The organism is Rhodanobacter denitrificans (assembly GCF_000230695.2).
Lineage (GTDB): Bacteria > Pseudomonadota > Gammaproteobacteria > Xanthomonadales > Rhodanobacteraceae > Rhodanobacter > Rhodanobacter denitrificans.
On record NC_020541.1, the window covers coordinates 1,849,549 to 1,861,719 of the forward strand.

The following is a 12,171-nucleotide window of genomic DNA, read 5'->3' on the forward strand; positions in this document are numbered from 1 at the left end:
AGCCTCGTCGGCGCCGGCCTGCTTCTCGGCGCGAGCTGGCGCCGCGTGTCGCTGGTGTTGCAGGTGTCCTTCGTGCTCAACGCGGTCGGCATGCTGTTCGTGGCGGGCATGCTTTATCACGAGGCGCCCGAGCAACTGTGCAGCGTCTACCTCGCCGGTGAGCAGGCGCTGGCCGGCGCGGCGATGGTGGTGTGGGCGAGCATGCTGCTGGTCGGCGGCTTCGTCGCCTTGCTGCGCCATCCGGCGCTGCGTGACCGCGACGACTCTCATGAACTGAACCGGCCATGCCACGTTGGCGGGGTCACGGCTGCAACGCTCGCCTGCGCGGCGGCGCGATCAGCGCGTCATGCCGGCCATGCTCATCACCACCCGGAAGATCAGGGCTATAACCGCAAGTGCGGCGATGCTTGCGGCCCAGATGGCGATCAGCCAGCCGATGCGGCGCAGCCACAGGCCGCGCGGTCGCGGCTCCACGGCCATCAGTGATATCCCTCGCCGGCCTTCACCTTGCCGCGAAAAACGTAATAAGACCATGCGGTGTAGATGAGGATGAAGGGGATGATGAACAGCGCCCCGACCAGCGTGAATCCCATGCTCTGGGGAGGTGCGGCAGCCTCCCAGATGGAGATCGCAGGCGGGATGATGTTCGGCCACAGGCTAATCGCCAGTCCTGTATAACCGAGGAACAGCAACCCAAGGGACAACAGGAACGGAGCCGCATGGCCCTCGGTGCCCAGCGACTTCAGCAGCCCCCATGTGGCCAGCAGCACCAGCAAGGGCACTGGCGCGAAGTAGAACAGGTTCGGCAGAGCGAACCAGCGTGTTGCGATGTCAGGATGCGCGAACGGCGTCCAGAGACTGACGATGACGATCGTCGCCAGCACAACCAGCGTGATGGGCCGGCCGAGTCGTCGCATGCGCTGCTGCAGATGGCCCTCGGTTTTCATCACCAGCCAGGTGGCGCCCAGGAGGGCATAGGCCACCACCAACCCGACGCCCGTGAACAGGCTGAATGGCGTCAACCAGTCGAGCAGCCCGCCGGCATAGGCGCCGCCCTCGACCTTGAAGCCGCTGATGAAGGCGCCGAGCACAAGCCCTTGCGAGAAGGTGGCGATGTAGGAGCCCCAGATGAAAGCCTTGTCCCAGAAAGTCTTGTGGCTTTCGTCGGCCTTGAAGCGGAACTCGAAGGCGACGCCCCGCCAGATCAGGCCCGCCAGCATCAACATCAAGGGTAGGTAGAGCGCGCTCAGGATGACGGCGTAGGCGAGCGGAAAGACCGCCAGCAGGGCGGCGCCACCCAGGACGAGCCACGTCTCGTTGCCGTCCCATACCGGCGCCACGCTGTTGATCATCACGTCGCGATCCTCGCGACCGTACACGAAGGGAAACAGGATGCCGATGCCCAGGTCGAAGCCGTCCATGATGACGTACATCATCAGGCCGAAGCCGATGATGATGATCCATACGAGAGGAAGGTCGATGCCCATGGTCAGCCTCCTTGGTTCAACGCGGGATCGATATCGTCGGGGGCCGCCGACAGGGGGCGGGCAGGCCGACGCGCCTGACCGGGATCATCGGAAGGGGAGGCGTCCCCGCTCTCGCCCGGGCCCTTGGCGACGAGCTTGAGCATGTAGCTGACGCCGGTTCCGAACACGGCGAAATACATGACGATGAACACGATGAGAGTCGTCGACAGCGCGAGCGCGGAATGGTTCGAGACGCCATCCGCGGTGCGCATCACGCCATAGACCAGCCAGGGTTGCCGGCCGATTTCCGTCGTGAACCAGCCGGCCAGGAGGGCGACTAGGCCGGACGGCCCCATCCAGGTCGCAAAGCGCAGGAAGCCGGATGGCGCGAACAGGTTTCTGCGCCAGCGCAGCCAGACGCTCCAGACGCCGAGAAGCAGCATGAGCATGCCGAGCCCGACCATGATGCGGAACGACCAGAAGACGATCGTGGCATCAGGGCGATCCTCGCGCGGGAACTCGCTCAGACCCTGATACTGGCCGTCCAGGCTGTGGGTCAGGATGAGGCTTCCCAGCCGGGGAATCTCGACCTTGTAGCGCGTCTTTTCGGCTTCCATGTCCGGCCAGCCGAACAGGATCAGCGGCGCGCCGGCCCCCGGCTCGTTGCGCCAGTGGCCTTCCATCGCCGCGATCTTGGCCGGCTGGTACTTCAGCGTATTCAGGCCGTGGAGATCGCCGATGAAGATCTGGATCGGCGAGACGATCAGCACCATCCACATCGCCATCGAGAACATCTTCCTGACGCAGGGATTGTCATTGCCGCGCAGGAGATGCCATGCGCCGGATGCGCCCACGAAAAGGGCGGTGGCAAGGAAGGCGGCGACCGTCATGTGCGCCAGGCGGTAGGGGAAGGAGGGATTGAAGATCACCTCGAACCAGTTGACCGGCACGACGACGTTGTTGACGACCTCGAAGCCCTGCGGCGTCTGCATCCAGCTGTTGGAGGCGAGAATCCACGTCGCCGAAATCAGCGTGCCGATGGCCACCATGAGGGTGGCGAAGAAGTGCAGGCCTGGTCCCACCCGGTTCCACCCGAACAGCATGACCCCGAGGAAGCCCGCCTCGAGGAAAAAGGCAGTCAATACCTCATAGGCGAGCAGCGGGCCGGTGATCGAGCCGGCGAAGGACGAGAAATAGCTCCAGTTGGTGCCGAACTGGTACGCCATGACGAGGCCGGAGACGACGCCCATGGCGAAGTTCACCGCGAAGATCTTCGACCAGAACTGGTAGAGGTCGCGATAGACCGTATCCTTCTTCCGGAGCCACAGGCCTTCCAGCACGGCCAGATAGCTGGCCAGGCCGATGGTGATCGCCGGGAAGATGATATGGAAGGAGATGGTGAAACCGAACTGGATGCGCGCCAGTTCGAGTGCGGTCAGGCCGAACATCACGAGCCCTCCTGGGTTTGCCCGGCGTCGATGGTATCCGAGCCGGGAGGCGGAAGACGGGGGCTGTCGAAGGTAACGGCCGACTTCGACCGCGTGTCGACGAAGAGCTGGAAGACGTCGGGCCTTGCGTAATGGCCCACGACGTCGAGATCGTACTTGCCGCGCGCGATCATCCGCCGGTCGATCTCGGCGACCTTGATCGTCTCGCCGGTGAAATCGGGCTCGACCAGCACGTTGCCGAGCGGATCGACGATGCAAGAGCCACCCCGGATCAGCACCGTTGCCGGGTCATCACCCTGGATCGGGGCGTAGTCCGCCGGGCCGTCGCCGCGCGTCAGGTACTGGCAGGCCGAGATCACGAAGCAGCGCCCTTCGAGCGCGATGGTGCGCATCGTCGGCAGCCAGGTATCGCGATCGTCCACGGTCGGCGCGCAGTAGAGCTCGACACCCTGTGCGTACATGGCCGCGCGCAGCAGCGGCATGTAGTTCTCCCAGCAGATGACGCTGCCGATCCGCCCGATGTCCGAGTCGACGACGCCGATGGTCGAACCGTCGCCGAACCCCCAGACCAGGCGTTCCAGGGCCGTCGGCATCAGTTTGCGGTGTTTGTGGAGGAGCTTGCCCGACGGTGCATAGGTGAGCGTCGAGCAATAGAGCGTGCCGCCGTCCCGTTCGATGATGCCGACGACGAGATGGACGCCATTGTCGCGCGCGATGTCGCCGATGCGGACGGCTTCGGCGCCGGGAACGGTCATGGCGCCCTCGTAGTAACGCCGGAATTCCTCGCGCCCCTCCGCGCTTCGGCTGCCGAGCCGCGCTCCGAAGTCGAGTCCCTTGGGGTAGCCGCCGACGAAGGCTTCCGGAAAGACCACGAGGTTCGCACCCCTGGCGGCCGCATCGCGGGTCAGCTCGGCGAGCTTTTCCACGGTTCTCTTCGTATCGAACAGTCCCGGGGCGGCTTGAACGACGGCGGCTTTGATGAGGGACATGACGAAGGATCCTTTGAATCACACCGCGGCTGGCGCCGAGTGCCGGTTGAGAGACCCCGCTTGCAGGCGGGGCCAGACCGCCTTCGGGATCGCCGCGATCAGCATGCTCGGAAAGCGCCGGCCCGACAACGGATGGCTTGTCCAGATACCGCGTTCCTGGCTGATTCCCGTTCCTCGATGCCGCGGCGCCGCGGGCCGTTCGGTGCCACTCGATGCATCCTCGTCGCCCCGGCAAGCCCGGGCCTTGCGGGACCGGGGAACGCTGCCTCTCCCGGTCGTTCTCCGGGAAAGGCTATCGTCGGGGGTCGGCCATCGCCGCGTTCAAGGCGGCGGTGAATTCCTCCAGGGTCGATCCGGTCGCCGGCAACGGCACGATGCGATCATCCTGGATGTAGAGCACCGTGGGGTAACTCGCCACACCGAGTTCGCGCGCGCGCCGGAAGTCCGCCGCGGCCATCCGGGACGCCTCGCCGGAACTCAGCAGCGAGGCCACCCGACGGTCGTCGAGGCCGGCCTTCCGTGCAAGCTCCACAAAGGTTTGCGGGTCGGAAAAGTTCTTGCCGTGCAGGTAGAACGCCTCCTGGACCAGGTGCACGAGTTCGATGGCGCGATCCGGCGCCTGCTCACGGAGCGCCGCGTAGCCGGCGGCGACGTCGGCCGAGTTCATCATGAGACGGCCGTCCTTCAACACGTCGAGATACGGAGCGCCAAACGTCACGCCGGACAGGCTCGCAATGCGCGCATTCGCCCCGGGGATGTGCGGGTAAGCGCCTATGGGGAGAGCACGCTCGCCCACGAACAGGCCGCCGCTGATCGCGTCGAATCGAACCCGGTGGCGATGGGCCGCTTCATACTCGGCCATTTTCTGCGAGAAGCCGTAGCACCAGCCGCAGTAGGCGTCGAAGACGTACAACACCAGCGGAGTGGTTTCGACAGACGTGTTCATGCCGATTCCTCAGTAAGCCACGGTGAAACGCGCTCGCGGATGGCGAGGGTTCTCGACCTCGTCGATGAACGCCATCGCGAAGTCCTGGGTCGAGATGTCGCTCGGACCGTTGGCTCCGAACAGCACATTGTCCTTGCCGACCCGGTATTGGCCCGTGCGCTCGCCCGGTTGGATCGCCGGCGGCGGGGCGAGTACCGTCCAGTTGATGTCGCTGTCTTCCCGCAGCAAGGCAAGCGCATCCCGCGCGCCTTCGGCCGTGGGGCGCCAGTCGGCGGGGAAGGTCGGCGAGTCGATCAGCAACTGGCCCGGCTCGATCTCCAGGCTGCCGGCGCCGCCGACGAGCATCAGGCGCGGCACGCCTGCGCGCTTGGCCGCCGCGATGATCGAGCGGATGCCGCGCATGTAGTAGCCATACACGTCTTCACTGGCGTGTCCGCTGAAGGCACTGATCACGACGTCGTTTCCGGCCAGTTGCGCTGCCAGCGCCGGCGTATCGAACGCGTCCGATTTGAGCACGGTCAGGCCAGAGGCGGCCGCAAGGCGATCCGGATGGTGGACAAGACCGGTGACCTGATGGCCACGGGCGAGGGCTTCGTCGCGGATTGCCGACCCAAGGAAGCCGCTGGCACCGATAAGGGCAATTTTCATTACACCATCTCCAATTCGGGGAAATCCCGTGGACAAATAGTGGGCTCTACAATAGATGGGAAAAAGCCTACAATTCATACATCTTTGGTATGTGATTGTTACCAATGCCGCCACCCGTCCCGGACCTTAATCTCCTCCGCACCTTCGTCGCAGTGGCCGCCGTCGGCAGCTTCACAGCCGCTGCGGAACGACTGGGGGTGACCCGGCCACAGGTGAGTCAGCAGATTCGAAAACTCGAGTCGGCCCTGGCTACCCAGCTGCTACGACGCACCACGCGACGGGTGGGCCTGACGCAAGAGGGACGTTTTCTCTACGAACGATGCGCGCCTTTACTGGGCGACATCGACAGCAGCCTGGAGCGGCTGGGGAACACGCAACCCGAGCTGTCGGGGACGCTGCGCATCGGCGCACCGATCGACCATGCCGCGCAGGTCATCGCCCCCGTGGCTGCCGAGTTCTCGCGCGCACATCCCTTGCTGAAGATCGACCTGCGCGCCTCCGACCACATCCAGGACCTGATCGCCGAGGGCATCGACGTGTCGATCCGCATCGGCTGGCTGCCGGATTCCAGCATGCGGGTGACCAAGCTCGCCGACTTCCATCAGGTCGTGCTGGCGTCAGCCGGCTATCTCGCGCGCAGCCGTCCGATCGTCGCGCCGAGCGACCTCGCCAATCAGCAATGGATCGAGTTGTCCTTGCTCCGCGCCCCCTTGACGTGGACATTCGAACGCGATGGGGAAAAGGTTCCGGTGCGCATGTCGGCGCGCCTCAAAACCGATTCCCCGACCGTGCTTCGTTCATGGCTGATGGCGGGCGCAGGCATTTCCGTCGCGAGTCTTCACGCCTTTTCTCGCGAACTGTCGGAAGGAGTGCTGGTTCGCGTCCTGCCGGATTGGCAGCTACCCTCCGGCGGCATCTTTGCCGTGTATCCGCCCGGCACCCACATATCGTCCTCAAGCCGAACGTTCGTCGAGTTCCTGCGCACCCGGATGCACGCAGCGCGCTGAATAGCGGTCGTCACTGCGGATGATGGCCTAGCGGCAATGGTAGCTACATACCGCTAGGCGAAGCGGATCTCATGTAGGGCGTCATGCTGGCCCAATCCAACCCAATGACGCCCCGACATACCCGCAATGATGAAAATCATGGGAACCGGTGCTCTTGAACGGTAGATCGCCTGCCACGCCTCCTGATCAATTCGCGACGGACGCGGCATGTCTTCGGGATGGGTGTGCCATTCCCCGACATAGTCGACTGTGCCGCCACTTCGATGCCATCGCGCGGTGGCGATCTCTTGATGGGCCGCCGGCGATCGGTCGAAATGGGTGCGTCCGCGGCGATCCTTCGGTGCTGGCTCTGTTGCTTCGACCACGTGCAAGTGGATGCCCCGGCGTTGCCCGAGCAAAATGCCTCCGGCCTCGGCTTTTCGTGGTGCGTCTTGGCGATGGCGACTGATGGTGATCAGCACCCGTGCCTCGATCAGCACTTGACCACCCCAGGCACATGGATTGTCGCCAATCAGCGAGGCGAGCATGCCGGGCACCCCGTCAGCGGCGTCAGATTTTGTGGTTTGAGCTTCCTGATGTCGGCGCTTTCAGTGGTGCGAGTGCGAAAGCGAGGGGAGGGATCGCCACGCATCCAGTCGATCACCAGGTCACTCGCCAAGGCAGCGGCCGACATGGGGGCGGACACCGCAAAGGGTGTGAAGGCGTGACATCCCAAGTTGCGCTGTTCCACCGGGTGATTCATCACCGGGAATCGGGGCGTGCGCGCACCGTCATTGCAGCGTAGGCACCGATAGCAGGCGAATTTCGGGGTATCAACCCACAACGCCTGGGCGCAGTCGCCGTTACCTACGATCCACACATGCAACAGAGGAGGGCGCACTGCAGAATCGACCTGCAAGCGATGGCAGTTCAGCGCTTCGCTAAGCGCCTCTTCGCCGGTGGCGTCGATGATCAAGTCCCCACACAGGTCATCGTGCCAATTCGCTTCCCGCGGACAGGCCATCACATTGATGGTGGGGAACTCCTGCTGAAGGCGCCGCTGCACCGCCTCGGCTTTGGGCAGAAAGAGACTGTCGTACCCCAGCCAGTGTCGACCGAGGTTCTCGGCCCGAAGTCGATCCGGATCGATCAGCGTCAACTGGCCAGCGCCGGTGCCGGCGCCCAGCCGTGCCAAGGCCTGCGCGAGGTAGCCGCCAATCGCGCCGCAGCCGATCACGGTAATGCGTCGGTCCTGGAGGGAGTGGTAGGTGAGGTTGCGGCTATGAACAAAGCTCGGACCAATCTCCTGGACAGCCACGCGACTGATGGAGCGGGAGCTGCCTCGGCCGTGCAAGCTCTGGCGCATATAGGATGGCTTGCGCCGGAAGACCTGTCGTTTGCTGGCATCCAAGGTCATATCAAAGCCGAACCAGCCGGCCCGGCATTGCAGCAGAAACATGACATGCGGCCGGGCAAGGTAATCCGGCCGGCCCAAGATGCGCTGGATCGCTGCATACGCGCGCGTGTCCCAGGCCTTGATCCACGCGAACATTTCGCCGATGGTTCCCGGCAGGGCGTTCTGTGGCAATGTTGGCGCCTGATCGCTGCGCACGATCCAGCATGTCAGCGCTGCCTCGACGGGCGCCGGCCAACCCCGCACGGCGCACCATCGCGCGATCTCCTCCGGAAGACTGCTGATCGCCAACATGCGCTCATCGGGCGGCCCCACCAGCAACGCGCTGGCGAGATCGGAGTCCGGGTGAATCGAGCCGAGGAGCACCGTCCAAGGCAACGGTCGCTGACCGATGTTCCAGTTGGCCCCGAACTCCGATTGAAATTCGTTCTGTCGATAGACCGGTCCTGTGAGTAACCGGTCGAGCTCCAGACGGGCCAAGTCCAAGCATTGAACGATGGCGTGTTCCGGGTGGAAACGGTCCAAGACCACACTGCCGCTCGCGAGGTAGCACAGTCCCCGATCGGCGTCGATGTGCGGGAGCAAGCCACTGAGGCCAGATGGCGCCTCCAGCACCTGAACGGTCGGGTAGTGCACGAAGTCCCAATCGCGTATCGTCAGGCGAATTCGCACAAGCCCACGTTGAGGTATGGCCGGGATTCTGGAAATTTTCGCAGAAACACATCTAAGTAACTGTAGCGTCTAAGGTTCTGTTCCATTGAATTAGCTCAACTCAGCTAAAATTAGCAACATCGAAGAATTGCTGCGAATCGCGGCTGCACATCGAAAACGCCGAACATGCTGTCACCCGATCAGCATGGCGATGTGGGTTACGGAACCGGCGGCTTACGCTGAACAACTCCCGGAGCGTGCATGCACCTGAACGAAATCTCACGGGGCGTCTAACTAGGTAAGGCTCAGCTAAGAGCAAACAAGCAATCTGAGCCTGCCAAACACTTCGCGAGGAGCTGTTTCGGTACCAACAACCTCAATTCTGGAGAACCAATTATGCGCAAGTCCCTGCTCGTCAGCTCGTCCCTTGCACTGTGTGCCATGGCGTTTTCAACCATCGCCGCCGCTACTCCTGCAGATCTGGCGGCACAGGCCCACGTCAAGATGGCCGAGGCGCGTAGCATCGCCCTGAAAGCTTCTCCCGGAAAGATTGTCAAGGAAGAACTTGAAAAAGAGTCGGGCGGAAGCGGCCTGCGCTATTCCTTCGACATCACCGCAGCCGGTGTTACTCACGAGATCGGGGTAGACGCCAAAGACGGCAAGATTTTGGAAAACTCCATCGACAACGGCAACGATTAATCCTCAGCCGGCCGGCATCCGGCCAGCGACATTAATTTGAAGCGAGCCCCAACACGGAGTGATCCGAGGCCGCTCCGGCCGCGCAGTCGAAGTGGCTTTTTGCTGATCGAACTTGCTGCAGCTCACGAAGGGACCGTGCCCGGAAATGGGTAAAATCGACGCGTAGGCCTCAAACGAGGCCTACGCGTCGCGCTGCTTGCCCTGTTTTTTCCGAGGCATTGCTGGCGACATCCGTTCTGCCAGTAGCGCACTGATACGCGATTCGGCCGTGGTCGCCCGAGTTTCCAGCGATCGCATCGCCGTTCCCAGTCCATCCAATTGCCCGCGAGCCGCGGCCAGTTCGACCGCCATCCGATCGCGATCCGCGACAGTAGCGGCCAATGCCTCTAAGCGGGTATCACGTTCGGCCAGTTCACGACGGTGATGTCCTGCTTCCAAGCGCAGCTCCGCCAAACTGGCCTGCTGTTGCTCCAGCCGCTCTCGCGTTTTGCCGGCCTGCTGTTCTGCGCGGCGCTGACCTTCGCGAGCTGCATCGATCTCCTGCAGCATTCGGGCTTGGGCGACTTCCAGCCGTCCGCTCGCTATATCGCGTTCGGCCTGAAAAGCCGCATCCCGACTCGCTATCAAGGCTTGGAACTCCTCAGCCTGCTCGGTTTGAGCTCGCCGGATACGTTCGATTTGTTCAGCGGTTTCAGCCTGCAAAGCCATGAGTCTTTGTTGTAGTTCCTGCCCATCCTGGAGAGCTTGGTTCTTCGCGCCAATCTCAGTCTCTGCTCGCGCTTGCTGCGCGGCGACTTGATGCCGGAGTGTTTCACATTGTTCACTCAGTGCTGCCACCGTCGCCAGTGCTATGTTGCGCTCTTGCGCGGCTGCATTCCGTTGCTGGTCGGCCTCCGCCAAGGCAGTTTCCAAGGCGCCACTCTGTTCGGCAAACACCGCTTGGCCCTGCTCGACAGCGGCTACCCACAGAGCCTCCATGGCATCGGCCACGGCGGCCGGGAGATCAGCACCGAGGGCGTCAACCTTCGTGCGATCGCCTTTCCACAGTTTTAGCTCGTCATTGATCGTCGTACGGCTGCCTTGCTGGATGGCGGCGTAGATTTGATCGACGGTGATTTCGTGGGGCCGCTTCCCGTCGGCAACGAGCTGCGCAGCGGCTTCGCGGGTACGTTGGCGGGTGTCACTGATGCGGCTCATGGCATTTCCAGTCGCTCGGAGGGTCAATTTTTGAAGTGACGATAGATGTATATCACAGTATTACATTATATATATAACGATTAATCCTAGAAATTTACGATAACTCCTATAATCGAAAGTCTTTTGACGATACCCTGCATATTCCGTGGCGTGGGACATTGGAAAGCATGACTGAGCTGATAGTGAGTCTTTTGGCGTTGCCCCAAGCCTTGCCGCCCGCCCTGTCCGGTTGCGTCGGCACCAATCGCGCACCGGCCAGCGTGGCGCGGCAGATTGCGGCCAACGACGACGTGGCCGCGATCGGCTTGTGGTTGGCGGAATATCACGACTCGCCACATACCTTCCGCAGTTACCACAAAGAAGCCGAGCGGCTGTTGCTCTGGGCCACGCAAGTACGGGGCAAGCCGGTGTCGAGCCTCACCCGCGAGGACGTGATCGCCTACGAAGCCTTCCTCGCGCATCCGCCTGCTACCTGGTGCGACGACGGCCTGGCGCGTCGCGGTGAGCATCGGCGACTCTTCGTCGGTCCGTTGGCCGAGCGCAGCCGCCGCCAAGCGTTGGGCATTCTGGCGGGACTGTTTAATTATCTCGTACGCGCCGGCTATCTCGCTGGCAGTCCGTTTGTGCTGCAGCGACGACGGGCGCGCCGCGGAACCCGGCGCACCATCGAGCGCTATCTGGACCGCGCTCTCTGGGAGGACGTACTGCGGATCGTCGATGGCTGGCCGCAAGACACTTCGAGGGAGCGGCAACGCTACGAACGCGTTCGGTGGATCCTTCGTTTCCTCTATGAAACCGCACTGCGGGCCGCCGAAGCGGCGGCCACCGGCGAAAGTGATTTCCAACAACTCCGTGGGCGGTGGTGGCTACACACCGTGGGCAAAGGCGGCGTTGAGGGCACGATTCCGCTGAGCGATGGTCTCATGGTGGATTTCGCACGCTATCGACGCTTTTATGGATTGCCACCAATACCTGCGATGGAGGGCAAGATACCGGCCATTCTCGGTATCGCCGGAAGGCCGTCTCCGTTGACGTCTACCGCGGTCTACCAGATCGTCAAGGACGCCTTCCGACGCGTGGCCGATACGTTGCAAAAGGAGGATTGTGCCAAAGCCACGCGTCTGCGGCGGGCATCAACACACTGGCTGCGGCATACAGCCGCCACGCACCAAGCCGAGGACGGCACACCGATTCACCACATCCAACAGAACCTGCGCCACAGCTCTATTGGCACGACGTCGATCTACATTCATGCGGAAGAAGATGCACGGCATGCCAGCACCACGAAAACACGCAGCGAGACATCCGCTCCCCCAGGAGACGTGCCATGACTGACCCCGACGATCGCTTTGGCATGCCCGACAGTGCGTTCAAGTCCGCCCGGGAAAGCCATGGCTTGAATAGCCCGGTTTTCCGTGCAGGTATGTATGTCCCGTCCCGGCATGAAGTAGCCACTCTTTCTGCCGCCAAACTTCTACCCATCGTGGTCGACTGGATGTGGGAAAGTCCGTCGGAGTTGATCCCTAATAACGATCAGATTTCGCAGCTGCGCGCCATACTTCTGAGCCGCCCTGATGCCGCCGCACCCGAGGTACGCGAACTCATCGTGGCCTGTGAGGATTATTTGAAGGTGTAAGCAGATGGCCCGAAGCAGAGTGAACTATCGCCAGGAATTTCAACTTCCGTTAACACGAATGGGCACACGATCTCACCGTTGCGTCTGGCAA

At 62.6% G+C, this 12,171-nt stretch carries 13 protein-coding genes; 4 read left to right on the top strand and 9 right to left on the bottom strand.

Features of this window, described 5'->3' with window-relative positions; all coding sequences use genetic code 11:
- Positions 1-336: 336 nt before the first annotated feature.
- The 6 genes from R2APBS1_RS20685 to R2APBS1_RS08330 all read right to left on the bottom strand — a co-directional run bounded on the left by R2APBS1_RS20685 (position 337) and on the right by R2APBS1_RS08330 (position 5,497).
- On the bottom strand, positions 337-534 hold the full coding sequence (locus R2APBS1_RS20685; RefSeq protein ID WP_425477019.1) for a DUF2474 family protein: 198 nt from the start codon (positions 532-534) through the stop codon (positions 337-339).
- Positions 480-1,493 carry a cytochrome d ubiquinol oxidase subunit II gene (gene cydB, locus R2APBS1_RS08310; RefSeq protein WP_425477025.1) on the bottom strand — a complete coding sequence of 338 codons (1,014 nt, stop codon included), beginning with the start codon at positions 1,491-1,493 and terminating at the stop codon, positions 480-482. Before cydB ends, R2APBS1_RS20685 begins: the two co-directional genes overlap by 55 nt.
- Positions 1,490-2,905, bottom strand: a complete 1,416-nt coding sequence (locus tag R2APBS1_RS08315; protein ID WP_275113305.1) for a cytochrome ubiquinol oxidase subunit I — start codon at positions 2,903-2,905, stop codon at positions 1,490-1,492. Before R2APBS1_RS08315 ends, cydB begins: the two co-directional genes overlap by 4 nt.
- Positions 2,906-2,913: 8 nt before the next feature.
- Positions 2,914-3,903: a carbon-nitrogen hydrolase family protein gene (locus tag R2APBS1_RS08320; protein ID WP_015447584.1), complete on the bottom strand. Its 990-nt coding sequence runs from the start codon at positions 3,901-3,903 to the stop codon at positions 2,914-2,916.
- A 292-nt stretch (positions 3,904-4,195) separates the two neighbouring features.
- Positions 4,196-4,849, bottom strand: coding sequence for a DsbA family protein (locus R2APBS1_RS08325; protein WP_015447585.1), 654 nt, complete (start codon positions 4,847-4,849; stop codon positions 4,196-4,198).
- Positions 4,850-4,858: 9 nt separating this feature from the next.
- A complete protein-coding gene (locus R2APBS1_RS08330) occupies positions 4,859-5,497 on the bottom strand; it encodes an NAD(P)-dependent oxidoreductase (protein WP_015447586.1) in 639 nt (212 codons plus the stop codon).
- Positions 5,498-5,601: 104 nt separating this feature from the next.
- Here R2APBS1_RS08330 and R2APBS1_RS08335 point away from each other — a divergent pair, with 104 nt between their 5' ends.
- A complete protein-coding gene (locus R2APBS1_RS08335) occupies positions 5,602-6,504 on the top strand; it encodes a LysR family transcriptional regulator (RefSeq protein WP_015447587.1) in 903 nt (300 codons plus the stop codon).
- Positions 6,505-6,557: 53 nt separating this feature from the next.
- Here R2APBS1_RS08335 and R2APBS1_RS19580 read toward each other — a convergent pair whose 3' ends face one another.
- Positions 6,558-7,031, bottom strand: coding sequence for a Mov34/MPN/PAD-1 family protein (locus R2APBS1_RS19580; protein ID WP_015447588.1), 474 nt, complete (start codon positions 7,029-7,031; stop codon positions 6,558-6,560).
- Entirely contained in the window at positions 7,016-8,569 is a 1,554-nt protein-coding gene (locus R2APBS1_RS08340; RefSeq protein WP_015447589.1) for a ThiF family adenylyltransferase, read from the bottom strand. The genes R2APBS1_RS19580 and R2APBS1_RS08340 overlap by 16 nt, the downstream gene beginning before the upstream one ends.
- A gap of 375 nt (positions 8,570-8,944) precedes the next feature.
- Here R2APBS1_RS08340 and R2APBS1_RS08345 point away from each other — a divergent pair, with 375 nt between their 5' ends.
- Positions 8,945-9,247 (top strand): PepSY domain-containing protein, encoded by a 303-nt coding sequence (locus R2APBS1_RS08345; protein WP_015447590.1) that lies wholly within the window; start codon positions 8,945-8,947, stop codon positions 9,245-9,247.
- Between the two features lie 180 nt (positions 9,248-9,427).
- On the opposite strand, the gene R2APBS1_RS19585 is transcribed toward R2APBS1_RS08345, so the two are convergent.
- Positions 9,428-10,444 (bottom strand): DNA-binding protein, encoded by a 1,017-nt coding sequence (locus R2APBS1_RS19585; protein WP_015447591.1) that lies wholly within the window; start codon positions 10,442-10,444, stop codon positions 9,428-9,430.
- A 167-nt stretch (positions 10,445-10,611) separates the two neighbouring features.
- On the opposite strand from R2APBS1_RS19585, the gene R2APBS1_RS08355 reads away from it, so the two are divergent.
- The gene (locus tag R2APBS1_RS08355; RefSeq protein ID WP_015447592.1) at positions 10,612-11,775 is read left to right on the top strand and encodes a tyrosine-type recombinase/integrase; all 1,164 of its coding nucleotides are present in this window, start codon (positions 10,612-10,614) and stop codon (positions 11,773-11,775) included.
- Positions 11,772-12,080 (top strand): hypothetical protein, encoded by a 309-nt coding sequence (locus R2APBS1_RS08360; protein WP_015447593.1) that lies wholly within the window; start codon positions 11,772-11,774, stop codon positions 12,078-12,080. The genes R2APBS1_RS08355 and R2APBS1_RS08360 overlap by 4 nt, the downstream gene beginning before the upstream one ends.
- Positions 12,081-12,171: the final 91 nt, after the last annotated feature.